Raw genomic sequence first — 26,375 nt, 5'->3', positions numbered from 1 at the left:
TGACCTTTAAATATTAAAACTTGACTGAAGTCAAGTAACACATAGATTATATCACCTTTATTTAATTATAAATCAAGGTTTTTTAATTATTTTATAACAATCCCAAACTAGATTATTTTCTCCTAAGAAACTCACTCAACTAACTCTTCTTGTTGAACTAATATGTAGCCAAATTCGCTCGCTTTTTTGATCAAATTTTTTACAGTTCTATCTTTATAGCGTGTTTCATAGTATTCCATTCCTTTTTCTACATATTCCTGTCCGTATTTGAGCATACTATAAAATATGCATGCCATTTTTCTTGCAGTAGCTGTTATTGCTTTTGGTGCTCCTAGTCGTTTTTTCAATCTTCTGTAGTATGCACCCAACGCACTTTTACTATTTCCTACAGAATGAGCAGCTATTCGCAAAGCATTTGCAGCACGGTTAATGACTTTACGTGTTCTTGTGTTAAACACTTTTTCCCCTGTAACTTTATTAGCAGGACTGAGTCCCAACCACGATGAAAAGTGCTTTTCTGTTGGCCATTTACTATGGTTTATACCAACTTCTGAAATTATGGTTTGTATACTTAATACATCAATCCAGGAATTTTAGTGAAATCCATACCAGTTATTCGGTGCAGTTCCTCATACAAAGCAAAGCTTGGCTTACTTTTGCTATTTTTATTCTTTTGCTTACTTAGCTGTTTGCTTTCACAAGACTTTGTTTCAAACGTTTTGTAATAGGCTTCAATATTTCTATCACATTCTGCTATTTTTTCTTGATAAATATTATATAGTTCAAATTCTTGCTTTAGCGTGAATAAGTGTTCCTCTCTATAGTCACCAGCTAACGCTTTTGCAATAGTAGACTGATCATTTTTTATTCGTGCATCCCTGAATTTAGCCAATTTCTCAGGATCTCTTTCGCCTTCAATTATAGCTTCAATGATTTTCATACCAGTTATCCCAGTAATATGACTAATAACCTTGTGTAATTGTATATTCATTTGAATTAATGCCTTCTGCATACGCAGAATATGTGTAGATGCACTTTCAGTGAGATTTTTGCGTTGCCGCACGTAACTGCGCAATACACACATCTGATTATCTGGCCTAAACGATCCATGAAGCAGTCCGTAGCTATGCAGTTGTTGGAGCCATTGGCAATCTTGAACGTCAGACTTCCTACCAGGTACATTCTTTACATGCCGTGCATTTACCAATCTTACCTCGAATTTGTATGACTCAAGTATTTGAAATAAAGGAATCCAATATACTCCTGTTGATTCCATAGCTACTGTTGTAACTTTACACTTTTTCAACCACTGTGCTAAGTTATGAAGGTCTTCAGTAAAGCAGCCAAATTTCTGAACGCGTTGTTCATCTCTTCCTTCAGGTACACACACATAGTGTACAGCTGAACCAATGTCTATTCCTGCTGCATTAGGATTCACTATTTCTAATTTACTTTTTGCTTTTTTCATGGTAACTCCTACATATAATTTGTAATAGGGAAACGCTTCAGCTTGGAACGGTTGATAGTACAATCTCCTAACCGAGGTAGTCTAAATGACTCCATCAATGATTTGACCGTTCCTTCCAAAACCATCCTTGCATACGGGCACTTAGGCACCATTGAAAATGTCGGTCATAACTGCAAAGGCGCTCCCTGTACAACTATACTTGAAAACTACTAAAAACTTAAATTTGTGTGTTTCTTTCTGATTTGACAGATTTCGTCTGTTCGATGCTTGCAGCGAATAAGTGGAAACTTTTCGCTTAACTGTAGAGTAGAAGAGAGCTCACTAAAAAACTTTGCTAGCGTATCGTCTTTAGGCTTATGGTATATATCGCTAGAAACTCCTGATTGAATAATTTTACCATTTTTCATTACGTAGATAAAATCTGCAACTTTCAATGCTTCTTGCGGGTCATGAGTTACCATTAGCACAGGGATATTTTTACTTCTAAAAAGGGACAATATATGTTGTCTTATTCGGCACTTGAGCAGTATATCTAAATTAGAAAATGGTTCATCTAACAACACAACATCAGGGTTTTGTGCCATCACTCTTGCTATTGCAACTAATTGTTGCTGTCCTCCAGATAAGGCGTTAGGGTACATATTTTCATATTTTTCTATATTGAGTAACTTCAAGATTTCCAATGCAATTAGGTGCTTTTCTCTCTTGGAAGAGCTGCGGATAGCAAAGGTTATATTTTCTACTACTGTTTTGTGAGGAAATAATGCAGAATGCTGAAAAATCAATCCGATATTTCTATGCTCTATAGCGACTGATGCCTTATTGCTCGCAACTAACCTATCATTTATAAAAATAGTTCCAGATTTTGGATTTTCTATCCCTGCAATTAATTTCAAAATTGTTGACTTGCCACAGCCAGAATGCCCCAATAAACATGCAACACTTCCTTTTTTTACTTTAATGTTTATATTGCTTAAAGCAAAGTCGTCTTGATTGTTATAGAAATAACCAATATTGTTAACTAGCATTAATCTTACTTAAACCATGTTATTAAATATAATAGCATCATACTCAAGAAGTACAGAAATGTTTTTTGTCGTCATAAATTGGTTATGCAAGAAATCTAGAAAAGAGAAGGATTTTTTGCTATAACTTTACATAAATGGTAGGAAACACGGGACTATAGCTCAGCAGGATAGAGCGTTGGACTCCTAATCCGAAGGTCGTGCGTTCGAATCGCACTAGTCCCACCACATTGCTTCACAAATTTTATGGAGATTTTTTTTCACAAATACGCACACCTTTTTTTGCGGTTTTAAGATATAAATTCCCTAATAATAAAACGGGTTTTGTGTCATTCCAGTACTCCTCTCTTATAATTCACGTATTTAAGAATGACTTCTGCTAAACCTTTACTAATTCCAGGTACGTTTTGAATTTCAGCCAGAGAAGCTTTGCTTATATTTTTCACTGAACCAAAATAAGACATCAACGCTTTTTTTCTTTTGTTGCCAATGCCGGGTATTTTGCTTAATTGTGAAACTATAAACTGTTTATCGCGTTTTTTTCTATGTGAAGTTATCGCAAAACGGTGGGCTTCATTACGCAGCGATTGTAAGTAAAGCATGACTTTGCTGTCATTTGCCAGACTGAATTCTTCCCTGCCCAGCATATAAAATCTTTCATTTCCTGCGTTACGATCAGGACCTTTTGCCATACAAGCAAAAGGAACGTTTATATTCAATACTTCCAGTACATTCTGTACTATGGAAACATGTCCTGGTCCACCATCAATCAGTAAAAAATCAGGTATTATGCCTTTTATATTGCCGGAGAAACGTCTGGTTAGCACTTCCCTCATCATTTTATAGTCATCGCCTGAAAATTTTTCCTTTATAGTAAATTTTCTGTACTCACTCTTTAAAAAACCCTCCTGCCCTGCAACAACCATTACACCAATTTGTTGATTTCCAAATATATGGCTATTGTCATAAACCTCAATACGCTTTGGAATATTTGGTAACAAGAAGATTTTGCTAAGCTCCTCAAGCTTTTCTAGGTTATTTCTATAATCGATAAGCTTCTGCTCTAAGCTATGCTGAGAGTTATCATAAACAAATTTCAATAAATCACGCTCTTTTTTATTCTTTGCATGCAGAACTTTTACTGGCTTTTGAGCAACCTTATATAGTGCTTGTTCTATAATTTCCTTATCCACAATAGAATCTGGAACGTAAATTTGTATTGGAGGTATGTTAGCTGAATTATAAAAATTGACCAAAAAGGTGGATAAAATTTCATCATTTGAGTGATCACCACAGTTCTCGGCAAAGTAAGGAGTGCTGCCGTAGTTGTCTTTATTTCTGAACGATAACACACTAATACATGCTAGATCCTCTTCACGTACAATACTGAAGAAATCTGCATCTTTTTCAAAAGAAAAATCCGTGTGCTGTATTTGAATTTGCTCAAGAAACTTTACCCGATCTCTATATATAGCAGCAAGCTCATAGTTTTCTTCACTGCTGCACTTTCTCATTGTGAAAAGTAACTGTTCTTTCACTTCCTTATTTCTTCCAAGCAATGTATTTCGTGCCTGTTTTACTGATTGGCAGTATTCGTCTTTTGTGATTTTGTTTATGCATGGTGCTGAGCAGCGCTTAATTTGATATTCAATACATGGTCTTTTTGTTGAGGAAAAGTATTGATCTGAACATACTCTTAGGAGAAAAGCTTTTTGCAATGACAATATAGTTTGCTTAACAGCAGCAGCAGATGTAAAGGGACCATGATAATGAAACTCATTCTTCTTAAATTTGCCTCTATATTTTGCTATTCTTGGATAATCGTGCTTGGAAATTGTTATATAAGGATAAAATTTTCCATCCTTGAGCACAATATTATAAAGTGGTTTCAATGATTTTATTAACTGTGCTTCAAGAAACAGTGCTTCGATTTCATTCTCAGTGATGAATATTTCAACCTTAATAACCTGTAAGAGCATAACTCTAATTCGTTCAGAAAGGTTTTCGAATTGAAGGTAGTCGGATAACCTCGACTTCAAGTTTTTTGCTTTTCCAACATATAAAACTTTATTCTTATCTCCAACCATCTTATACACGCCACAGGACTGTGGAGATGATTTGATTTGTTCTTTATATTGCCTGAGCATTTATCCATTGCTTAACCTGTATGAGGTTAAAATCTGCTACTAAATGAAAGATGGAAACTACATTTTCAAGCAAAGATAATCTGTTTCTTCTCAGCTTATCAGAATCACAGTTAATCTTTATACTGTCCATAAACTGATTGATAAACGGAGCAAAACCAGCAAGTTCATCAAGTGCTACATTAAAGTGGTTATTTTTTATCGCTTGTTTTATGTTTTTACAAGCAGTTATAGCACAATTTGATAGCGCAATTTCTTCACTTTCAATCAAAAACCTCTTACCGTAAGATGCACTATAAGTAGTGCCATCACTTTTCCTTGCTTTGCTCATCATGTTACTGACTCTTTTGTAAGTGCTTAGAATTTGTTCACCTTCTGGAGTACTAAGATAACGATCCAATATAACAGTTTGCTTTTCTGCTGTCAGCAGATCATTAATATCGATTTTATATAGTATTGAATCTACAACATCTTGCCTTATATCTCTATTTTTTAAAATAACCTTGAATCTTTCTAAGCAGAATCTAAATACTAGTTCTAAAATTTGTTTTCTATTTGGCTTATCAACTGACGCTGTATTTTTATTAAATAGAAGCCTTGAATATAAAGATACTGACTTGTCTATCATTAGCCTAATTGGAACATGCAAATTATTTTCAAGTATTGTCCTAATTATACCAATTGTCATTCTCCGCAAACCAAATTGATCATACGAACCAGAGATTTTCTCACCTGCTGCAATTAAACCAACTAAGCTATCCACTTTGTCTGCAATTGACACAGCAATTGCAGAAGGAGATTTAGGACACTCCTGCTCTGGCCCGATTGGCTTATAATGCTCAGTTATAGCTTCCACTATTTCTCTATCTTCTTGAAAATAAGAAGCATAATATCCACCCATTACTCCTTGTAATTCTGGAAACTCTCTTACTATCGATGTTGCCAAATCAGCTTTTGCCAAATATGCAGCACGTTCAACTTTTATCAGCGAAGCATGTGGAATAAATATAGCTATATACTTTGACAGAGCCGTAATACGCTTCACCTTTTCCCCCACGCTGCCAAGTGAAGCATGAAATAATATTGAACCTAATCTTTTGACATAATAGTCTAGATTTTCCTTTTTATCTTGAGATATTAAAAATTGGGCATCAGCAAGACGTGCTTCTAATATTCTTTCGTGTCCTTTAACAACTTCACCATTGTTGACGTTGACAACAGTGACAAAGTGTGAAATTCTCTTTCCATTACTTAAAGCAAGGTATTTTTGTTGTGTATTAACTATACTAAGTATTACTTCCTTCGGTAATCCAAATGACTTTTCTTGATTCACTTCACCAAACAGTACGATTGGCCACTCTATAAGCCCTGTCAATTCATTTAGTAAATAATCATTTTTCTCAAGTTGTAAATTCTGCTCTTTTGTGAATTTATTAATCTGATCTAGTATAAATTGCTTTCTTTTGTCCATTTGGAGAATTACACTGTTTTTTTCTAGCAATTCAAAATAGTCTTTAGGTGTTTTAACAGTAAGCGCTGTACCACTTGAGAGAAATCGATGGCCATATGTTGTGTTAGATGCTGTAATCCCTGCAAAAGATACAGGTATTATTTCATCATTTAAAATGCATAAAATGTTTTTAATTGGCCTAACCCACCTTTCTTTTCCTTTGCCCCATCTCATACTTTTTGGCCAAGAGAAATTTTTTAATATTTCTCCTAGTTGATTTTTAAGAAACTCTTGAATGTTAAATGAGCAGCTTTCTCTTTTAATGAAGTAAAAATCCTCATTATTTACTTTTCGAACGAGCAAATCTTCTTCATTTTTCTGATATTTTCTTAAAAAACCTTCGATAGCACTTTTTGGTGCGTTAATGTTTGGTCCCTTAACTTCGTTATTGGAATCCTTTAGCTCCAAAGCATTTATGTTGTCGACAAATAGGGTAATGCGACGTGCCGTTATAAAAACCTCCATTGATGTAAATTTTACATTATTTTTGTTAAAAACATTGGCAATACAGCTCTTAACTTGAACTGTAGCTGAATTCTGCATTCTCGGTGGTATTTCTTCTGAAAGGCACTCAAATAACAACTGCAACGACATACGCTATTTACTCATGTACAATTCACAACATTTTTTTGTCAGCTCTCTAACTCTACCAATATAAGCTGTACGTTCATTCACACCAAGCACACCTCTTGCATCAAGCAGATTAAGTAGGTGACTAGTTTTAATACATTGGTCATAAGCTGCCATTGGTAGCTCCTTTTCAATAAGGAACTTGCACAATTTTTCCGTATCTTCGAATTGCTGCTGTACCACTTTAGTATCATAATAATCTAATGCTAGATAAGAAAATTCATATTCTCTTTGTTTAAAAATATTTCCGTAAGTTACACCGTTATCGTTCCAAATTATATCGTAAACATTATCTACACCTTGTATGCACATTGCTAAACGTTCCAACCCATATGCCACCTCACCAGGAATCATCTTGCAGTCAATCCCTCCAACTTGCTGTATATAAGTAAGCTGTGTTACTTCCATTCCATTGCATGTAACTTCCCATCCAAGTCCTGATGCTCCAACGCTCGGATTTTCCCAATCATCTTCAACAAACTTAATATCATATTTTTCTGTAGATATGCCAAGAACTTTTAAGCTATCTAAATAGACGTCTTGTAAATTATTACCAGATGGCTTTATTATAACTTGATATTGGTGATGTTGATACAAACGATTAGGATTATCACTATAGCGCCCATCTGCTGGCCTAATTACTGGTTGTAGATATGCAATTTTTGTCGGTTTTGTATCAATTACAGACATAATTGTTGCGGGATGTAATGTGCCAGCACCAACTTCAGATGTGTATGAGTGAAGTATAACACATCCTTCACTAGCCCAAAAATCTTGTAACTCTTTTATTATACTTTGTAAGTTCACACAAATTGTACACTTTTTATACTAAATATATAAATAAATAAGTACTATTCAATACCTATTTTTTTAACAGTATCATGTAAATAATCACCTAAAACTGCTGAACTTTCCCTCACATACTGAATTATGCTTTTATTTAGGACAATTGCATCATGCATAGTTAAATCGCAGAATATAAATGCTGTTAAATACAGTAAAATCACCGCATAAAATGTGTGAAAAATCCCCTCAAATGTAATTGACATTGCATTATTATAGCTGAGCTGTATTGAACTTATTGGCCATGGTTTTATCACTTCTACGACATTAAAAAATACGTAAGGTATCATAAGAAAAAAGAAAAAGTGCATAAAATCATTAAACCAAAATGGGCATTGAAACATCTGCTTACATATATTCCCATAGAGTTTACTTACAGCATAATAAATTGACATTATTGCTGGCATTGAAAGTGCTACAGTCAGTACTTGCCCTGACGCTATTTGTATTACTATTTCTTCACCACTGTTTGCTGAAGGGTCTTGAGCATGAAAAATAAATATTCCAATTAATTGCATTACTAACATAACTATTGCCAATTTTGTAAAAACAGCAGCTACAACTATTCCTGAGTCTGGCATTTTATATAGTAAGTATTCGCCTCCATATGTAAGAATTAATATAACATCGACAATAAATAATATTAAAAAAGAAGACCAATAGTTCTGCCAACTTGGTAAATATCCTATTCCTAAAAGAGAGCTTACTGTTTTGGCAGGAAAAACCTTACCTAGCATCTTTCCCAAAAATTTAAAAAAAATCCCCATGTTCTAAGTAACACTTGGTTTATATTATTTATAATACTGTATTGTAACGGACTTATCAACAACTTAAAACATGTATTGGAAAACTTTAAGCAATATGCAGCAACAGTAGAAGAACGTGCGCCAAAAATTTAATAATTTTATAGGGCTTATGCACTTAAATTTTTTGCAATATCAAGTGCAGCGTAAGTGAATATTGCACTTGCACCCGCACGTTTGAAACCAATCAAAGATTCATAAATCACCTTGTCATAATCTAGCCAGCCATTATTTGCAGCAGCTTTTATCATTGCGTACTCGCCGCTTACTTGGTAAGCAAAAATCGGAAAATTAAACTTATCACTTGCTGTTTTGATAATATCCAAATATGGCATACCTGGTTTAATCATAATAAAATCTGCACCTTCATTTATATCCATTTCAATTTCGCACATTGCTTCGTGCGCATTTTTATAATCCATTTGATAACCACTTTTGTCTATAGAATGTGATAGCCCACATGAACCAACGACTTGCCTGAATGGAGCACAGAAGCTAGAGCAATATTTCACCGCATAAGATAATATTAATACGTCTTGAAAGTTATTATCATCTAATGATTTTCTGATTCTTCCTATTCTACCATCCATCATATCAGAAGGAGCAACTATATCACATCCTGCCTTCGCTAAAGCAAGTGCTTGCTTACACAGTACTGATATAGTTTCATCGTTTTCTACATCCATCTGATTATCTTTTAAAATGCCGTCATGGCCATGAATAGTGTATGGATCCAGTGCAACGTCTGCAATAATACCAATTTCAGGTACCTTTAATTTTACAGCACGGATTGCTTTGCAGATTAAGTTGTCAGAATTATATGCTCCCTCAGCGTTTTCAGATTTTAGTTTACTATCAACTACAGGAAAAATTGCAACAGCATTAATTCCTAAATCTTTAGCTTCCTTAACTATAGACACTAACCCATCTATTGAATAACACTTTACGCCTGGTAAGCCAGAAATTGGTTCAGTTGTTTCTTCTCTGTCGTGAACAAACAGAGGAAGAACCAGATCATTTACTGATAAACTATTTTCACTTGTTAAATTGCGAACCCATTTGCTCGAGCGCCTGCGCCTTAATCTTGTATTTGGAAAATTAAACATTGGATCCAGGTAAATTCCCAGTAAAGAGCAACACTCCTGAAATGAGTACCACCCAAAGCACCGATATTGGCAGAAACACTTTCCAACCAAGGCGCATTAGCTGATCATATCGATAACGAGGTATTGTTGCTCTAATCCAAATAAATACGAACAAAAGTATAACTATCTTCAAAACGAACCAAATCAAACCTGGAATTTTGTAAAGTAAACTGAACTCCAGCGGCGGATACCATCCTCCTAGAAAGAATATCGTCATCATAGCACTTGCTAGAATCATATTTGCATATTCTCCAAGAAAAAAGAGGGCAAAAGGCATGGATGAATATTCAACGTTATATCCAGAGACAAGCTCTGCTTCAGCTTCTGGTAAATCAAATGGGTGACGATTAGTTTCTGCAAGCAAAGAAATAAAAAATATTATTCCTATAGGCATTAGTAGCAAATCAACCCAAAATGGCATATTGTGTTTCGCTACCACCATCTCTCCAAGATTTAATGTTCCAGTGGTAATAACGACTGTAGCAACTATTAAGCCTATTGAAACTTCATACGAAATCATCTGAGCAGCCGACCGTATAGCGCCAAGAAATGCATAATTAGAATTGCTTGACCAGCCTGCAATAATCACGCCGTATACTCCCAGCGACGATATAGCTAGCACATAAAGCACTCCAACATTAATATTTGCTATAACCTTAGGAATAACTACTTGCTGGCCATTTTCTACAATTACTTCAGCACCAAACGGTATAACTGCCCAGGCAATTAATGCCAAGATAAAGGTAAGCATTGGAGCCATAATGAACAGTATGGTGCTCGCTCTAAATGGTATTATCGGCTCCTTAATCAGGAGCTTAATAGCATCTGCAAATGGCTGCAATAGCCCAAAAGGTCCAACTACACTTGGGCCGTGCCTCAGTTGAATTGCAGCAAGGACCTTACGCTCAAAGTATGTCAAATATGCAACTGAAAGTAGTAGCGGTACTAAAATAAATAAAATATTAACTAGCGTGTTCATAAAAAGCTTTAGTACAATCTGCCATTATTTTTGAAGCGCGACTTATTGAATCCGTCATATAAAAACTACACTCCTTTAAAGTAAAAGGTGTATTACTTAAATTTATTTTACCATTGCTGATTGGTACCCATGTGTTTTTTACCACTTGATCAGCATTTCTAAACTGTGGACCGATAGTATCTAATTTTTTTCTTACGTCAAATAAACTATCATATGGTAAGGAAAGATCCAAATATTGCAAGAGATTTTTAATAATTAACCAATCCTCCTTTGCTTCACCTGGAGGAAATACAGCTAAATTTGTTCTTTGCACTCGACCTTCAGTGTTTACATAAGTTGCATATTTTTCTGTATATGCAGCACCAGGCAAGATAACATCTGCCACATGTGCACCCTTATCACCGTGATGACCTTGATAAATTACAAATGTATTTTCTAATTTTGATGTATCAATTTCATCTGCACCAAGAAGATAAACCACTTCTATTTCACCACTTTCTGCATGTTCCAATATTTGATTAATATCCCTTTCGCCTTTTTTAGGAACAAACCCAGTATCTAGCCCACCAACTCTTGCTGCAGCTTTATGCAGCATATTAAAGCCATTCCAGTCATCTCTGATCATGTTAAATTTTTCTGCAATTTTGCCAGCTAGAACTAGAACTGATTCAGAATCGTCTCTTACTAATGCATCTTGACCGATAATCAGCATAGGGTTTTGAGCAGCCACCAGCAGCTCACAGAATTTATGACTTCCATTTGCTATTTCACTCAAAATATCAGGATTATCGCCCAATTTCTCGACATGATATAAATATTCAATGTTAGGACCAACACTTGCAATAGGAAAGTTGCCCTGTAAATATCTCTTTCTCAATCTTACGTTAATGATCGGTGCTTCTATCCTTGGATTTGTATTTATAAGCAGGCATAAATCTGCATTTTCTATACCTTCAATAGTGGTATTGAACACATACGATCCACGATTACTTGGTATAAGCTTTGCACCATCCTGCCTGCAGTCTATATTCCCCGAGCCGAGCTTCTGCATCACTTCTTTGAGTAGAAGCATAGATTCACAATCTGCTAAATCACCTGCAATTGCAGCTATTTTATTTGATTTTGTATTCTTTAATTTCTTTGCAGCAATAATTAATGCTTCATTCCAATCAACTGGGGCTAATTTACCATCTTTTTTTACATAAGGTCGGTCAAGGCGCTGAACTTTGAGTCCATCATAGGCAAAGCGAGTTTTATCTGATATCCATTCTTCATTTACTTCTTCGCTCAGTCTTGGCAATATTCGCATAACTTCCAGGCCACGGTAGTCAACTCTAATGCTACTTCCCACAGCATCTAGCACATCTATAGTTTCGCAGTGTGATAGCTCCCATGAACGTGCCGTAAAAGAGTAAGGCTTTGAAGTTAAAGCTCCTACCGGGCAGAGATCTATGATATTTCCGGACAATTCAGAGCTAATATGCCTTTTTATGTAAGTGCTAATCTCTATGTTTTCTCCCCTTCCTATTCCTCCAAGTTCATTTGTACCTGCAACATCGGACAAAAACCTAACACACCGAGTGCAATGAATGCACCTATTCATCGCAGTTTCAATCAGCGGTCCGAAGTGTTTTTTCGGCACAGCTCTCTTATACTCATCAAGCCTGCTGATTCCTTTTCCATAAGCCATCGTGATATCTTGCAAATCACATTCACCTCCTTGATCACAAATTGGGCAATCAAGCGGGTGGTTAATTAGCAAAAATTCTAGTACTCCTTCACGTGCCTTTTTAACCTTAGGGGTATCAGTATAAATAACCATTCCCTCTGCAACTGGCATTGCACAAGAAGCTACTGGTTTGGGAGGTCCACCCTCCACTTCAACCAAACACATTCTGCAGTTACCAGCAATTGCTAAACGCTCATAATAACAAAAACGTGGAATTTCAACGCCCACAATTTCACAAGCTTGAATTATAGTGAGCCCATGCTCTACTTCACATTCCTTAGAATTAATAGTAACTTTAACCACAACTATTATACAGCTTCCCACTTTATAGGATTGCCGCTCACCTCATCTTCAACCAGATTGCCGTTGTCATATTGAGCAGACATGTAATTCATGCGCGAGTCACGATCTATATATCTAACAGGTTTTACCGGTTTATCTTTATACATTTTTTGCTCAGCTTTCTTACGCTGAGTAGGGTTATTTTTACTAGCTGTCTTTGCTTTCCCACCTGCTGCCATATAAACTCCTAAAAACTTTTCATTCTATTTTAACACTTAAGTATACAGCGTCAATATTTAATAACTTTAAAATTTCAATAGATCTCTTATTATAATCATTTTACAATCATTGTTTAAATAAAAAGTTACCCCTTGATGCCATTCCAGCGCATGACGCAGTTATCTAAGTGGAGAAAGTCACCTCTCCCCACTCGACTTCAAAACCGGACTTGTGACTTTCACCACATCCGGCTTCTCTCTAACTTGGTGTTTGTCATACATACTTCTCCATGTAATTAACATTTCAAAGCTTGGTAAATTTGTTTTTATAGCTTAAATACAGCATTCTCTATATTACTAGAGAAGTCGTATTCATTCATACCTAACACTTAATGTTGGCTCATAACATATTAACCACTACTCACAACTTTACCTTCCAAATTACAGTGTCCACGTCAGCATATCCTAAACATTATTTTAGGCCTTGGCTTCTTAGACAATCCCTCATTATAGGTGCATACGGGTGGCTCCCTGCTTAAAGAATAAGAGCATCTATAATGTTACTCCGTTCCATGAAATTGTTTCATGTTAGACTTAGGTTCCAACTTTTTGCCGGGAGATGGGAAACATCTTAATCAGACCAGTCAAGTTCTAATTATCCACTTTCTCCGTACCTTTTGGTCTATGCGTTAACCAACCTTATTTCGCATATCGTTCGTTACGACAATTCAGGCATTGGTTCCTCTCGTAACCATATCTAACTCTGTTTGCAGGGATTCACTATAAGGTTTAGTGTTACCTGCTTTTATCTCATGCTTGCATCCTAGGCTCTGTGGACAAAATTTTAGAGAAGCCATACAAGAGCTCCAACAAAATTGAGAAAACCCATAAAAACCTCAGCAGTTTTATCAAATCTGGAAAAAATGCGCCTAAAATTTTTAATTTTACCAAAAAAACACTCAATCAAATGACGTTCTTTGTAGATATGCTCATCGTAATACCTTTGCACTTTTCGATTCCGTTTTGGCGGAATAACTACTGTACATCCCTTGTCTTCAAGACTTGTAACAAAGGCATTGCTATCGTAGCCCTTGTCAGCTACTACAGTAGAGTTATAGATACTTTCGGTCAACACTTGTGCCTGCGTAATTTCATTTCTTTGACCAGGAGTCAGAGTAAATTTAAGTGGATTTCCAAGTGCATCGACAAGCGCATGTATTTTAGTTGTAAAGCCACCTTTGCTCCTCCCTAAAGCTTCTTGATCCTTGGAGTTTTTTGTATATCCAGATGAACATGGATGGCCTCGGATGATCGTACCGTCGATTATAGCAACTTCTAAATCAGGCTCTTGTTTAGTATATTCAAGCAATTTTTTCCAGACATCTCTTTCACACCATCTTTTAAATCGCTTATGTATACTCCTGTAATTACCATAAGTTTTTGGTAAAAGTCTCCATTGGCAACCACTTCGCACTATGTACCACACTGCCTCTATGAATATTCTTAAACGTTTTTCATCTTTGCTGTGCATTCCTTTTACGCTTTTTATGAACTCTAAAATTTGTTTCCAATTTTCCTCTTTGATGTAATATTGCATATGGTAGTTTCTCCATTTTTTACCTATTAGGCTAAACTACCATCTTTTTCTCTCTTTTCATATTTTTTGTCCACAGAGCCTAGAGGTTGCCACTCTCTAAAATGTGAGACATACATTATCCCCGATGTCTAGGGAAGATGGAATTTAACCATCACAAAATCACGACTTTCGGGTCGCACCAACTGTACGAACATTGCAATATGGCACGATATCACATAATAAACGATGTCATTCCAGTGCTTGACACTGGAATCCAGCTTTTTTGTAATTTTATTGAAAATGTTGTATAGTCGTTTGTTTACAATCAATTTTTCTGGATCCCAGTGTCTGGGCACTGGGATGACACCATTTGCTGTGCAATTTACCTTCAAAAATGAATGTTCGTACAGCTATGGATTCATTCGCGGGATAGATTCCGCTAACGAGTAGCGGAATGACGAATTTGTTGTTTTTCAAATTGTAGGTAAACCTAAGCCACTTTAGCTATACTTGTGGAGAAAAAAGAATAGATGATGATCCTAAATATTTAATAAATTTGACTACTGAGGAATTTCAAAAATCTCAATTTTTTATTAATTGTGATATGGTACATTCTATCTTCATATAGCTTTCCTCTTCATACCTCAACTAATGAAATCAGAAGCATCAACTCCCTTCTGCAAGCAAGCAGCAATAACAGTGTTCATCATTAGAAATGCAATGGTCATTGGGCCAACGCCCCCGGGTACTGGGGTCATAGCTTTGGCTTTCCCTTTTATTCCCTCGAAGTCAACATCACCTACAAGCTTACTTTGTTCTTCTACATTAACGCTATTTATGCCAACATCGATCACTATTGCACCTTTCTTTATCCAGTCTGCTTGAACAAAATTTGGCTTTCCGACTGCTGCAACTACTATATCCGCTTTAGAGCAATATTCAGCTAAATCTTTGCTCTGTGAGTGCAAGATGGTAACAGTGCAATTTTCCTGCAGCAATAGGTGAAACATTGGTTTACCCACAATATTTGACCTACCAATCACCACTGCGTTTTTACCGGAAAGGTTCTCTTCAATTGATTTAATTAAATGCAAAGAACCTTTAGGAGTGCAAGGTATAAGGCAATTTTTTTCACCCTTAACTAATTTGCCAACGTTTTCATCATGAAAGCCATCTACATCTTTTTCAACACTTACTGCATTAATTACTCTGCTTGCACTAATGTGGTTTGGCAAAGGCAATTGCACTAAAATCCCGTGCACAGATGGATCTTCATTTAACTCATTGATTTTTTCAATCAATTCATCTTCTGAAATATTATTAGGCAAAACAATGGTCTCAGAACTTATGCCTATTGATTCTGCTTTTTTCTGTTTGTTGCGAACATAAACCTGACTTGCTGGATTGCTGCCCACGAGAATTACTTTCAAGCAAGGAAAAATGTTATACTCTCTCTTTAAAATATCAATTTTTTGTGATAGCCTCTCACATAGGTCGTTTGCTATTTTTTTACCATCAATAATAATTGTCACTTCCTTGCCACTCCTTAAAGTCGGGTAATTTGATATCAAATAAATCCAATACTTTGCCAACAGAATGATTAATAATATCATCCAACGATTTTGGTTTAATATAAAAAGCTGGTACTGGTGGAGCAATAATTGCTCCCATCTTTGTTAATTTTAACATATTTTGTAAATGCCCAAGGTGCAGTGGTGACTCTCGCACCATAAGAACTAACTTTCTTCTTTCTTTTAGTGTTACATCTGCAGCTCTTGTCAATAGATTGGAAGTAACACCTGATGCGATTTCAGACATTGTCTTCATAGAACATGGTGCTACAATCATTCCTGAGGTTTTAAATGAGCCACTTGCTATTTTTTCTCCTATTTTTTCTTCAGAATAGTAAAAATCTGCAAGTGATGTAATATCTTCAAGTTTTTCTGTAATTTCATGAGCTAAAGTTATTTTCCCAGCACTGCTTATCACTAAATGAGTTTCATAATCGACGTCTTTCAACGCTTCTAAAATACGTACACCGTAAATAGAACCAGATGCTCCACTTATTCCAATTACAATTCTGCTATTCACTTAACTCTTCTTCGTAGCTCATTCCCAATGCACGTTTATAGGTATCAAGCAATATTTCCTGTTCCTCTCTGTCATCATCATCCATCTTCCTCAGCCTAACAATTTGTTTCATCACTTTTGTATCCCAACCTTCATCTGCAGCTTTTGCATATACATCACGAATGTGATCTTGCACATCCCTCTTTTCTTGTTCAAGTTTTTCGATTCTCTCTATGTAACCCTTCAACTCTTCAGCCGTTATTTTTACTGTATCTTCCATGAAACTCCACTAATTAATTGCTGCTACTAGTATTACCAGTTTTTACTTGCACTTCAACAACAGTAATAATATTTTTATCTTTTTTTAAAATCTTAAAGCGAAAACCATACATGGAAAACTCCTCGCCTTCGTCAGGAATGCGCTCTATTTCATTCACAATCATACCTGCTAGAGTTGTAGCTTCTTCATCAGGGAGATTCCAGTGTAACTGCCTGTTAATGTTCCTAATAGTAGATTTTCCTTCTATGTGATACATATTATCAGATATTTTCTTTATAAAATTTTCCGTGATCAAATCATGTTCATCCGAAATTTCCCCAACTATTTCTTCCAGTATATCCTCAAGAGTTACAATTCCCTGCAGTGCTCCATACTCATCAATAACAAATGCAAGGTGTTTCCTGTTCTTACGGAAGTTGTGAAGTTGCACGCTGAGCGGCGTACTTTCTGGTATAAACCAAGGCCTTGACATAACTTGGGCAATGTTAACTTCTTCTGTTTTACTATCCTTTTCACGCAAGGCGTTTATTAGATCTTTCACGTGAATCACCCCGACAATGTTATCTGGTTCCTTCTGCCATAAAGGTACTCTACTGTGACTACTGGTTAAAATCTCTCTTATTAACTCTTCTTTATTCCGATCTATATCAAGAGAAAATAGGTTTCTTCTATGGGTCATAATTTGTGATATTTCTGTCTCAGCCAAATCAAGTATGCTGCTTAGCATATCTAAATCCTGTTGTAACATAGTTCCTTCACTGCGGTGAAGAGTAATCATATTACGCATTGCATCCGCTGCAGATATCACTTCCTTATCTTTATGCAGTCCACATAATTTCAAGATGAGGTTAACAATAAATTGAATACCTAGCGTCAATGGAGAAAAAATCTTTACAAAAAACAATACAAAATAAGCAGAAAATGATGCAAATTTTTCAGGATTTTGAATAGCATAAGTTTTTGGTAGAACTTCGCAGAACAATAAAATACAAAATGTCATTATAATTGTTGATAGGAGAATGCCCTCATTTCCAAAAAGATTGATAAATATTGCTGTAAATAAAGCAGAGCAAGTAATATTAATAATTGTATTGCCGAGCAATACCGTTCCTATTGTCAATTCTTTCCTATTTAATAAGCGGTCTATTATCCTGGCTCTTTTGTTACCGTCTAGCTTTAGCTTATTAACTCGAGAACGGCTAATTGAGGTTAAGCCTATTTCTGCTCCTGAGAACAAAAACGATAAAACTAACAAAACAAAAATTGCTGATGATACTAAGACCAATAACCAATCCATTAAAGTACGATGTTATTGTGATAAAAAATAAAATTAATTTTACATGTTATGAGAGGCATTTGCAAGCCTGAATTTATATTGCCGAATTTTATATACCTTTAATCTTAAAAAACAAATCATAAAGCATATTACACGCTGCGTTCACATGCTCATCCTCAATGATAAGTGGTGGGGTTACCCTTACTACTTTGTTGTTTAAAACCCTAGTTATTATTAAACCTTTATCAAGAGATCGACTAATAATTTTATCAGCTACAGGAGTTGCTAGTTCTATTCCCATTAGTAACCCTTCTCCACGAACTTCTAAAATCATCTCAGGAAATTCTTTAGCTAAAAGCAACAGCTTTTCTTTTAAATCTTTACTAATTTTTTTAACATGATCAAAAAAGCCTTCTTTTAGCATTATATCGAGCACTGCATTACCAACAGTCATGGCAAGTGGATTGCCACCATAGGTTGATCCATGAGTTCCTGGAGTGATTGCTTCTGCTATGTAATCTTTCACTAAACATGCAGCTAAAGGAAAACCGTTACCCATAGCTTTTGCACAGGTTAGCATATCAGGTTCAATGCCGACATTTTGATAATGAAATAAAGAACCGATGCGTCCATATCCGCACTGCACTTCATCAAAGCACAAAATTATTCCTTGAGCTTTTGTTATTTCCCTTACTTTTTGAAGATATTCCACGTCTAGTGGATATACTCCACCTTCGCTTTGTATGGGCTCTAAAAATACAGCAGCTATTTCATTGTTGATTTTTTCTTCTAATGCTTTAATGTCATTTCTTGGCACTTTATCAAAACCAGAAAGGAGCGGAGCAAAACCTTCGCGTGATTTTTCATTGCCTCCAGCAGAAATTGCAGCAATACTGCGGCCATGAAAGCCTCCTTCAATTGTAATAATACGATTACGTTTTGCTTGCCCTTTTGAATAAAAGTAACGACGAATAAACTTAATTGCAGCTTCTGTTGCTTCAAGCCCACTTGAGCAGAAAAAAACTTTATCTGCAAAAGTAAGGGTTGTTAAACGCTCGGCAAGCCTTTCTTGCTCGGGAATAGTGAAAATGTTAGAGCAATGCCATAGTGAGCTCAATTGCTCTTTCAGCTTATCTGTAATGTATGGATGACAATGCCCTAAAGAAGTTGTAGAAATACCTGCAGCAAAATCTAAATATTTTTTACCATCTTTATCAAAAAGATATGCCCCTTCTCCCCTGACTATAGGAGTGTCAAGTCTATTATACGCATTAACAACATGATCCATTTTATAAGTATTGTGGTATTATCTATACTATACCTGAAATGAATCCATTAACACAAAGCTTTTCCTTTAACCTCTTATGCTACTTCAACTAAAAATTTGGCTAATGCAAACCTTTTTTGTCATTCTATAGCTAAAGTGACTTAGTTTTACCAACACTTATTAGCCATTGTAAAAGTTTTTGTTTCTATTGAATGATAGTTGTAGCCTATGCAAGCATCGAACAGACGAAATCTGTCAAATCAGAAAGAAACACACAAATTTAAGTTTTTAGTAGTTTTCAAGTATAGTTGTACAGGAAGCGCCTCTGCAGTTATGACCGACATTTTCAATGGTGCCTAAGTGCCCGTATGCAAGGATGGTTTTGGAAGGAACGGTCAAATCATTGATGGAGTCATTTAGACTACCTCGGTTAGGAGATTGTACTATCAACCGTTCCAAGCTGAAGCGTTTCCCTATTACAAATTATATGTAGGAGTTACCATGAAAAAAGCAAAAAGTAAATTAGAAATAGTGAATCCTAATGCAGCAGGAATAGACATTGGTTCAGCTGTACACTATGTGTGTGTACCTGAAGGAAGAGATGAACAACGCGTTCAGAAATTTGGCTGCTTTACTGAAGACCTTCATAACTTAGCACAGTGGTTGAAAAAGTGTAAAGTTACAACAGTAGCTATGGAATCAACAGGAGTATATTGGATTCCTTTATTTCAAATACTTGAGTCATACAAATTCGAGGTAAGATTGGTAAATGCACGGCATGTAAAGAATGTACCTGGTAGGAAGTCTGACGTTCAAGATTGCCAATGGCTCCAACAACTGCATAGCTACGGACTGCTTCATGGATCGTTTAGGCCAGATAATCAGATGTGTGTATTGCGCAGTTACGTGCGGCAACGCAAAAATCTCACTGAAAGTGCATCTACACATATTCTGCGTATGCAGAAGGCATTAATTCAAATGAATATACAATTACACAAGGTTATTAGTCATATTACTGGGATAACTGGTATGAAAATCATTGAAGCTATAATTGAAGGCGAAAGAGATCCTGAGAAATTGGCTAAATTCAGGGATGCACGAATAAAAAATGATCAGTCTACTATTGCAAAAGCGTTAGCTGGTGATTATAGAGAGGAACACTTATTCACGCTAAAGCAAGAATTTGAACTATATAATATTTATCAAGAAAAAATAGCAGAGTGTGATAGAAACATTGAGGCCTATTACAAAACGTTTGAAACAAAGTCTTGTGAAAGCAAACAGCTAAGTAAGCAAAAGAATAAAAATAGCAAAAGTAAGCCAAGCTTTGCTTTGTATGAGGAACTGCACCGAATAACTGGTATGGATTTCACTAAAATTCCTGGATTTGATGTATTAAGTATACAAACCATAGTTTCAGAAGTTGGTATAAACCATAGTAAATGGCCAACAGAAAAGCACTTTTCATCGTGGTTGGGACTCAGTCCTGCTAATAAAGTTACAGGGGAAAAAGTGTTTAACACAAAAACACGTAAAGTCATTAACCGTGCTGCAAATGCTTTGCGAATAGCTGCTCATTCTGTAGGAAATAGTAAAAGTGCGTTGGGTGCATACTACAGAAGATTGAAAAAACGACTAGGAGCACCAAAAGCAATAACAGCTACTGCAAGAAAAATGGCATGCATATTTTATAGTATGCTCAAATACGGACAGGAATATGTAGAAAAAGGAATGGAATACTATGAAACACGCTATAAAGATAGAACTGTAAAAAATTTGATCAAAAAAGCGAGCGAATTTGGCTACATATTAGTTCAACAAGAAGAGTTAGTTGAGTGAGTTTCTTAGGAGAAGTTTATTGACTTTGAGCGCACTTTAGCCTATACAATTTTAATATCTTAAACTACTGGACATGCCCGATCTAAAGACAATGATGTTAAATTTTGGACCTCAGCACCCAGCTGCACATGGAGTGTTGCGTCTTGTTTTAGAGATGGATGGTGAAGTGATCGAGAGGGCAGATCCCCATATTGGGCTTTTGCACCGCGGTACTGAAAAATTAATAGAACATAAAACGTATCTTCAAGCTTTGCCTTATTTTGATCGCCTTGATTACGTATCACCAATGTCACAAGAGCATGCATATTCACTTTGTGTGGAGAAATTGTTGCAATGTGAAGTGCCAATTAGGGCAAAGTATTTACGTGTCTTGTTTTGTGAACTGACGAGAATACTAAATCATTTACTGAACGTTTCTTCTCAAGCACTTGATGTTGGAGCAATGACCCCTCTTTTATGGCTCTTTGAAGAAAGAGAAAAAATACTGGAATTTTATGAAAGAGCTTCAGGTGCAAGGTTTCACGCAGCTTACATCAGGCCAGGTGGAATTGCAGCAGATGTTCCAGAAGATTTGATTGAGGATATTGCAAAGTTTATAGAGCAATTTCCAAAATATATAGACGATGTTGATGAACTTTTAACAGAAAATAGGATATGGAAGCAACGCACTGTAGGAATTAGTGAAATATCAATTAAACAGGCACTTGATTGGGGCTTTAGTGGCCCAATGTTGCGCGCTGCTGGGCTTGCTTGGGATTTGCGAAAAAGCCAGCCATATGAGATATATGATCAACTAGATTTTGATATACCGATCGGCCAAAATGGCGACTGTTATGACCGTTATCTAGTTAGAATGGCAGAGATTAGGCAATCTATCAGTTTGGTGAAGCAGTGCATAGAGAAAATGCCTGAAGGGCCAATAAAAACTGAAGATAGAAAAATTTCTCCACCGTCAAGAGCAGAGATGAAAAAATCTATGGAAGCTCTGATTCACCATTTTAAGCTCTATTCAGAAGGATATCACGTACCAGAAGGTGAGGCTTACGCAGTTGTTGAGGCACCAAAAGGTGAGTTTGGAGTGTATATAGTTTCAGATGGTACCAATAGACCTTATAGGTGCCGAATAAGAGCACCTGGCTTTGCGCATTTACAAGCCTTAGACTTTATGGCAAAAGGACACATGCTTGCTGACGTTGCAGCAATTATTGGCTCACTCGATATAGTTTTTGGTGAGATTGATAGGTAATCATTGGTACCCGTTCAGGCAATGGCGTCATGCAAGTAGCTGACACAGTTATCTAAGTGGAGAAAGTCACCTCTCTCCACTCGACTTCAAAACCGGACTTGTGACTTTCACCACATCCGGCTTCTCTCTAACTTGGTGTTTGTCATACATACTTCTCCATGTAATTAACATTTCAAAGCTTGGTAAATTTGTTTTTATAGCTTAAATACAGCATTCTCTATATTACTAGGCTCTGTGGACAAAATTTTAGAGAAGCCATACAAGAGCTCCAACAAAATTGAGAAAACCCATAAAAACCTCAGCAGTTTTATCAAATCTGGAAAAAATGCGCCTAAAATTTTTAATTTTACCAAAAAAACACTCAATCAAATGACGTTCTTTGTAGATATGCTCATCGTAATACCTTTGCACTTTTCGATTCCGTTTTGGCGGAATAACTACTGTACATCCCTTGTCTTCAAGACTTGTAACAAAGGCATTGCTATCGTAGCCCTTGTCAGCTACTACAGTAGAGTTATAGATACTTTCGGTCAACACTTGTGCCTGCGTAATTTCATTTCTTTGACCAGGAGTCAGAGTAAATTTAAGTGGATTTCCAAGTGCATCGACAAGCGCATGTATTTTAGTTGTAAAGCCACCTTTGCTCCTCCCTAAAGCTTCTTGATCCTTGGAGTTTTTTGTATATCCAGATGAACATGGATGGGCTCGGATGATCGTACCGTCGATTATAGCAACTTCTAAATCAGGCTCTTGTTTAGTATATTCAAGCAATTTTTTCCAGACATCTCTTTCGCACCATCTTTTAAATCGCTTATGTATACTCCTGTAATTACCATAAGTTTTTGGTAAAAGTCTCCATTGGCAACCACTTCGCACTATGTACCACACTGCCTCTATGAATATTCTTAAACGTTTTTCATCTTTGCTGTGCATTCCTTTTACGCTTTTTATGAACTCTAAAATTTGTTTCCAATTTTCCTCTTTGATGTAATATTGCATATGGTAGTTTCTCCATTTTTTACCTATTAGGCTAAACTACCATCTTTTTCTCTCTTTTCATATTTTTTGTCCACAGAGCCTAGAGAAGTCGTATTCATTCATACCTAACACTTAATGTTGGCTCATAACATATTAACCACTACTCACAACTTTACCTTCCAAATTACAGTGTCCACGTCAGCATATCCTAAACATTATTTTAGGCCTTGGCTTCTTAGACAATCCCTCATTATAGGTGCATACGGGTGGCTCCCTGCTTAAAGAATAAGAGCATCTATAATGTTACTCCGTTCCATGAAATTGTTTCATGTTAGACTTAGGTTCCAACTTTTTGCCGGGAGATGGGAAACATCTTAATCAGACCAGTCAAGTTCTAATTATCCACTTTCTCCGTACCTTTTGGTCTATGCGTTAACCAACCTTATTTCGCATATCGTTCGTTACGACAATTCAGGCATTGGTTCCTCTCGTAACCATATCTAACTCTGTTTGCAGGGATTCACTATAAGGTTTAGTGTTACCTGCTTTTATCTCATGCTTGCATCCTAGAGGTTGCCACTCTCTAAAATGTGAGACATACATTATCCCCGATGTCTAGGGAAGATGGAATTTAACCATCACAAAATCACGACTTTCGGGTCGCACTAGCTGTACGAACATTTGTTTGCAAAGGCAGTGTGTTAAGTGTTATAGCCGGTTTTGCCTCAAACACAAAGGGGTGTCATCCCAGTCCCCAGACACTGGGATCCAGAAATTTTATTAAGTTGGTAAGCATAAAAGTAGCCTTTTTATGTTAAAATACAACGTTTTGATGATTATGAGAAGGCTGGATTCCAGTGTCAAGCACTGGAATGACAAGAAGAGGACACTGAGATGACATTATAGGGGCACTGACTACCTGCCACACAAATTACCTGCAAACTGCAATGTTTGTACAGCTGTACGTTACGTGCTGGCATGACATCATTTGTCGTGCGAATTACCTTAGCAAAAACGAATGTGCGTATAGTTGTATGTGCAGTACGGAGTAACAGGAGAGGTATCACTATAAAATTTGACATTAACCGCTAATAGTCGGAATATTAGTAGGGTAAGAATTACTCAAGAAGGCATGCATAAATATGATGTAGTAGTAGTAGGTGGTGGTCATGCAGGGTGCGAAGCGGCTGCAGCCGCAGCTCGCCTTGGTGCAAGCACGCTGCTCATAACTCATAAAATTTCAACTATAGGAGAAATGTCCTGCAATCCAGCAATCGGAGGAGTTGCAAAGGGTGTTGTAGTCAGGGAAGTTGACGCTCTTGATGGAATAATGGGAAGAGCAATCGATCAAGCAAGCATACACTCAGTCATTTTAAATAGCAGCAGAGGTGCGGCGGTGTGGGGACCACGTGCACAGGCAGATCGAAAATTATACAAGCAAGCAATACAGGAAATCATTCTAAATTATAACAATTTGACGGTAAAAGAAGAGTCGGTTGACGATTTCCTTATAGAGAGTAATAACAATGGAGAATTGTGCATTAAAGCTGTAATAACAAGCTCAGGGGAACATATACTAACAGGTAAAGTTGTTTTAACTACGGGAACTTTCCTGCAAGGTGTAATTCATATAGGAGAGCAAACAACTCCTTCAGGGAGAATGGGAGATAAGCCTGCCGTAGAACTTGCAAATACGTTGAAGAAATATAATTTCAAATTAGGTAGACTGCGCACCGGAACTCCACCAAGGCTCGATCGTGGCACTATAAATTGGTCAATATTGCAAGAACAAGTGGGTGATAATCCACCTGTGCCGTTTTCTTATCTCACAGAAAAAATTAACCAACCTCAGGTATCATGCTTTATTACCCATACTAATGAAAACACGCATAAAATAATTAGAGAGAATCTGCACAGGTCAGCTTCTTCGTATTTGGATGATATTATAGCACCAAGATACTGTCCATCCATTGAAGTTAAAGTTAATAAATTTGCAGAAAAAAGTAGTCATCAAATATTTCTAGAGCCAGAAGGCCTGGATGATGATACTGTATACCCGAACGGAATTTCAAATTCATTGCCTATTGAAGTGCAGCGTGAAATGATAAAGAGTATCAAAGGACTTGAAAATGCAGAAATATTAAGACCTGGATATGCGGTTGAGTACAATTATATTGATCCACGAGAGCTGTTTCATACTCTTGAAACTAAGAAAGTTAAAGGCCTATATTTTGCTGGCCAAATTAATGGCACCACTGGATATGAAGAAGCAGCAGGGCAAGGAATTATCGCCGGAATTAATGCAGCACTCTTCTCATCTGGCAAAAAAGAAAGTTTTGTTCTTCATCGCACAGACTCATATATCGGCGTAATGATAGATGATCTAGTCACCAAAGGGGTGATCGAACCTTATAGATTATTTACCTCGCGTGCAGAATATAGGCTAGCTATCAGGTCAGACAATGCAGATAGAAGATTAACACAAAAAGGTTATGATATTTCCCTTGTTTCGCATGAGAGATACTCTGTTTTACAGAATAAACTTGAATCCATTAAGCAGCTTGAAGAGAAGTTAGGGAGTCTGACGATTACTCCTGAGCAGCTTAGGTCTTATGGTATCAAAATATCTTATGATGGGATAAGAAAAACGGCACTAGATTTACTTAGCTATCCAAACATCGACTGGAATAAATTACAAGAAATATGGCTGGAGTTAAGCAGCGTCACGCGCTGGAATGACAAAATGGGACACACCAAAGCGGATAATAGAGCTAAGAATGAAATATGCGAAGCGGTTGAAATTGAAGCAAAATACAAACCTTATCTAATAAGACAAGAAGCGGATATGAAGTTTTTACGAGAGGAAATTAACACTCAAATTCCAATTGATTTCAACTATTCACAAGTTAAAGGCCTGTCAAATGAAGTAATAGAAAAGTTGCAGATGATAAAACCAGCGACGATTGGCATTGCAAAGCAAATACAAGGCATCACTCCTGCAGCGATAGTGAGCATATTAGTGTATTTGAGAAACAGGAAAACGAAAGTGGCTGCTAATTTTGTATGA

General features: G+C 36.4%; 20 protein-coding genes, 1 tRNA gene and 1 pseudogene. 4 read left to right on the top strand and 18 right to left on the bottom strand.

Going from position 1 to position 26,375, the window contains the following annotated elements; genetic code table 11:
* Positions 1 to 131: 131 nt before the first annotated feature.
* A pseudogene (locus tag OOK85_RS05725) lies at positions 132 to 1,468 on the bottom strand (IS110 family RNA-guided transposase).
* Between the two features lie 209 nt (positions 1,469 to 1,677).
* Entirely contained in the window at positions 1,678 to 2,496 is an 819-nt protein-coding gene (locus OOK85_RS05720; RefSeq protein ID WP_264702705.1) for an ABC transporter ATP-binding protein, read from the bottom strand.
* 148 nt (positions 2,497 to 2,644) lie between these two features.
* Here OOK85_RS05720 and OOK85_RS05715 point away from each other — a divergent pair.
* Positions 2,645 to 2,721 (top strand) — tRNA-Arg (locus OOK85_RS05715).
* A 101-nt stretch (positions 2,722 to 2,822) separates the two neighbouring features.
* Here OOK85_RS05715 and uvrC read toward each other — a convergent pair.
* The 15 genes from uvrC to OOK85_RS05635 form a co-directional block, all read right to left on the bottom strand.
* Entirely contained in the window at positions 2,823 to 4,640 is a 1,818-nt protein-coding gene (uvrC, locus tag OOK85_RS05710) for an excinuclease ABC subunit UvrC (protein ID WP_264702704.1), read from the bottom strand.
* Positions 4,624 to 6,741: a glycine--tRNA ligase subunit beta gene (glyS, locus tag OOK85_RS05705; RefSeq protein ID WP_264702702.1), complete on the bottom strand. Its 2,118-nt coding sequence runs from the start codon at positions 6,739 to 6,741 to the stop codon at positions 4,624 to 4,626. The genes uvrC and glyS overlap by 17 nt, the downstream gene beginning before the upstream one ends.
* 3 nt (positions 6,742 to 6,744) lie before the next feature.
* Complete coding sequence (locus OOK85_RS05700; RefSeq protein ID WP_182318999.1) at positions 6,745 to 7,584, bottom strand: glycine--tRNA ligase subunit alpha; 840 nt, start codon at positions 7,582 to 7,584, stop codon at positions 6,745 to 6,747.
* A 44-nt stretch (positions 7,585 to 7,628) separates the two neighbouring features.
* Positions 7,629 to 8,387 carry a phosphatidylglycerophosphatase gene (locus tag OOK85_RS05695; RefSeq protein WP_182364786.1) on the bottom strand — a complete coding sequence of 253 codons (759 nt, stop codon included), beginning with the start codon at positions 8,385 to 8,387 and terminating at the stop codon, positions 7,629 to 7,631.
* 146 nt (positions 8,388 to 8,533) lie between these two features.
* Entirely contained in the window at positions 8,534 to 9,529 is a 996-nt protein-coding gene (gene hemB / locus OOK85_RS05690; protein WP_264702698.1) for a porphobilinogen synthase, read from the bottom strand.
* Positions 9,522 to 10,547 (bottom strand): NADH-quinone oxidoreductase subunit NuoH, encoded by a 1,026-nt coding sequence (gene nuoH / locus OOK85_RS05685; RefSeq protein ID WP_264338578.1) that lies wholly within the window; start codon positions 10,545 to 10,547, stop codon positions 9,522 to 9,524. Before nuoH ends, hemB begins: the two co-directional genes overlap by 8 nt.
* On the bottom strand, positions 10,531 to 12,579 hold the full coding sequence (gene nuoG / locus OOK85_RS05680) for an NADH-quinone oxidoreductase subunit NuoG (RefSeq protein WP_264702695.1): 2,049 nt from the start codon (positions 12,577 to 12,579) through the stop codon (positions 10,531 to 10,533). The genes nuoH and nuoG overlap by 17 nt, the downstream gene beginning before the upstream one ends.
* Positions 12,580 to 12,584: 5 nt before the next feature.
* Positions 12,585 to 12,797: a hypothetical protein gene (locus OOK85_RS05675; RefSeq protein ID WP_006279675.1), complete on the bottom strand. Its 213-nt coding sequence runs from the start codon at positions 12,795 to 12,797 to the stop codon at positions 12,585 to 12,587.
* A 707-nt stretch (positions 12,798 to 13,504) separates the two neighbouring features.
* Entirely contained in the window at positions 13,505 to 13,633 is a 129-nt protein-coding gene (locus OOK85_RS05670; protein ID WP_264702676.1) for a hypothetical protein, read from the bottom strand.
* Complete coding sequence (locus OOK85_RS05665; RefSeq protein ID WP_264702164.1) at positions 13,621 to 14,373, bottom strand: IS5 family transposase; 753 nt, start codon at positions 14,371 to 14,373, stop codon at positions 13,621 to 13,623. The genes OOK85_RS05670 and OOK85_RS05665 overlap by 13 nt, the downstream gene beginning before the upstream one ends.
* 623 nt (positions 14,374 to 14,996) lie before the next feature.
* The gene (gene folD / locus OOK85_RS05655) at positions 14,997 to 15,884 is read right to left on the bottom strand and encodes a bifunctional methylenetetrahydrofolate dehydrogenase/methenyltetrahydrofolate cyclohydrolase FolD (RefSeq protein ID WP_264704202.1); all 888 of its coding nucleotides are present in this window, start codon (positions 15,882 to 15,884) and stop codon (positions 14,997 to 14,999) included.
* The gene (locus OOK85_RS05650) at positions 15,868 to 16,443 is read right to left on the bottom strand and encodes a UbiX family flavin prenyltransferase (RefSeq protein WP_264702693.1); all 576 of its coding nucleotides are present in this window, start codon (positions 16,441 to 16,443) and stop codon (positions 15,868 to 15,870) included. Before OOK85_RS05650 ends, folD begins: the two co-directional genes overlap by 17 nt.
* Positions 16,436 to 16,702, bottom strand: coding sequence for a DUF2312 domain-containing protein (locus OOK85_RS05645; protein WP_182319348.1), 267 nt, complete (start codon positions 16,700 to 16,702; stop codon positions 16,436 to 16,438). The genes OOK85_RS05650 and OOK85_RS05645 overlap by 8 nt, the downstream gene beginning before the upstream one ends.
* Before the next feature lie 13 nt (positions 16,703 to 16,715).
* Positions 16,716 to 17,999, bottom strand: a complete 1,284-nt coding sequence (locus tag OOK85_RS05640; protein WP_264702690.1) for an HlyC/CorC family transporter — start codon at positions 17,997 to 17,999, stop codon at positions 16,716 to 16,718.
* Positions 18,000 to 18,087: 88 nt separating this feature from the next.
* Positions 18,088 to 19,266: an aspartate aminotransferase family protein gene (locus OOK85_RS05635; protein WP_264702688.1), complete on the bottom strand. Its 1,179-nt coding sequence runs from the start codon at positions 19,264 to 19,266 to the stop codon at positions 18,088 to 18,090.
* Positions 19,267 to 19,746: 480 nt separating this feature from the next.
* Here OOK85_RS05635 and OOK85_RS05630 point away from each other — a divergent pair, with 480 nt between their 5' ends.
* Together OOK85_RS05630 and OOK85_RS05625 are read left to right on the top strand one after the other, a co-directional pair.
* Complete coding sequence (locus OOK85_RS05630; RefSeq protein WP_264702686.1) at positions 19,747 to 21,084, top strand: IS110 family RNA-guided transposase; 1,338 nt, start codon at positions 19,747 to 19,749, stop codon at positions 21,082 to 21,084.
* Between the two features lie 73 nt (positions 21,085 to 21,157).
* A complete protein-coding gene (locus tag OOK85_RS05625) occupies positions 21,158 to 22,330 on the top strand; it encodes an NADH-quinone oxidoreductase subunit D (protein WP_065106821.1) in 1,173 nt (390 codons plus the stop codon).
* 246 nt (positions 22,331 to 22,576) lie between these two features.
* Here OOK85_RS05625 and OOK85_RS05620 read toward each other — a convergent pair whose 3' ends face one another.
* Entirely contained in the window at positions 22,577 to 23,329 is a 753-nt protein-coding gene (locus OOK85_RS05620) for an IS5 family transposase (protein ID WP_264702259.1), read from the bottom strand.
* A 1,111-nt stretch (positions 23,330 to 24,440) separates the two neighbouring features.
* Between OOK85_RS05620 and mnmG the strand changes: the two genes are divergently transcribed.
* Entirely contained in the window at positions 24,441 to 26,375 is a 1,935-nt protein-coding gene (mnmG, locus tag OOK85_RS05615; RefSeq protein ID WP_264702682.1) for a tRNA uridine-5-carboxymethylaminomethyl(34) synthesis enzyme MnmG, read from the top strand.

It is taken from the genome of Wolbachia endosymbiont (group A) of Volucella inflata, from assembly GCF_947250665.1.
Lineage (GTDB): Bacteria > Pseudomonadota > Alphaproteobacteria > Rickettsiales > Anaplasmataceae > Wolbachia > Wolbachia pipientis.
This window is presented reverse-complemented; position numbering and strand designations above follow the sequence as displayed.

What these genes read in the sequence shown, in the direction of transcription:
- OOK85_RS05720 (WP_264702705.1), bottom strand. Translation starts at nt 2,496, where the DNA reads ATGCTAGTTAACAATATTGGTTATTTCTATAACAATCAAGACGACTTT.
- uvrC (WP_264702704.1), bottom strand. Translation starts at nt 4,640, where the DNA reads ATGCTCAGGCAATATAAAGAACAAATCAAATCATCTCCACAGTCCTGT.
- glyS (WP_264702702.1), bottom strand. Translation starts at nt 6,741, where the DNA reads ATGTCGTTGCAGTTGTTATTTGAGTGCCTTTCAGAAGAAATACCACCG.
- OOK85_RS05695 (WP_182364786.1), bottom strand. Translation starts at nt 8,387, where the DNA reads ATGGGGATTTTTTTTAAATTTTTGGGAAAGATGCTAGGTAAGGTTTTT.
- hemB (WP_264702698.1), bottom strand. Translation starts at nt 9,529, where the DNA reads ATGTTTAATTTTCCAAATACAAGATTAAGGCGCAGGCGCTCGAGCAAA.
- nuoH (WP_264338578.1), bottom strand. Translation starts at nt 10,547, where the DNA reads ATGAACACGCTAGTTAATATTTTATTTATTTTAGTACCGCTACTACTT.
- OOK85_RS05675 (WP_006279675.1), bottom strand. Translation starts at nt 12,797, where the DNA reads ATGGCAGCAGGTGGGAAAGCAAAGACAGCTAGTAAAAATAACCCTACT.
- OOK85_RS05670 (WP_264702676.1), bottom strand. Translation starts at nt 13,633, where the DNA reads ATGGCTTCTCTAAAATTTTGTCCACAGAGCCTAGGATGCAAGCATGAG.
- OOK85_RS05665 (WP_264702164.1), bottom strand. Translation starts at nt 14,373, where the DNA reads ATGCAATATTACATCAAAGAGGAAAATTGGAAACAAATTTTAGAGTTC.
- OOK85_RS05645 (WP_182319348.1), bottom strand. Translation starts at nt 16,702, where the DNA reads ATGGAAGATACAGTAAAAATAACGGCTGAAGAGTTGAAGGGTTACATA.
- OOK85_RS05640 (WP_264702690.1), bottom strand. Translation starts at nt 17,999, where the DNA reads ATGGATTGGTTATTGGTCTTAGTATCATCAGCAATTTTTGTTTTGTTA.
- OOK85_RS05635 (WP_264702688.1), bottom strand. Translation starts at nt 19,266, where the DNA reads ATGGATCATGTTGTTAATGCGTATAATAGACTTGACACTCCTATAGTC.
- OOK85_RS05630 (WP_264702686.1), top strand. Translation starts at nt 19,747, where the DNA reads ATGAAAAAAGCAAAAAGTAAATTAGAAATAGTGAATCCTAATGCAGCA.
- OOK85_RS05625 (WP_065106821.1), top strand. Translation starts at nt 21,158, where the DNA reads ATGCCCGATCTAAAGACAATGATGTTAAATTTTGGACCTCAGCACCCA.
- OOK85_RS05620 (WP_264702259.1), bottom strand. Translation starts at nt 23,329, where the DNA reads ATGCAATATTACATCAAAGAGGAAAATTGGAAACAAATTTTAGAGTTC.
- mnmG (WP_264702682.1), top strand. Translation starts at nt 24,441, where the DNA reads ATGCATAAATATGATGTAGTAGTAGTAGGTGGTGGTCATGCAGGGTGC.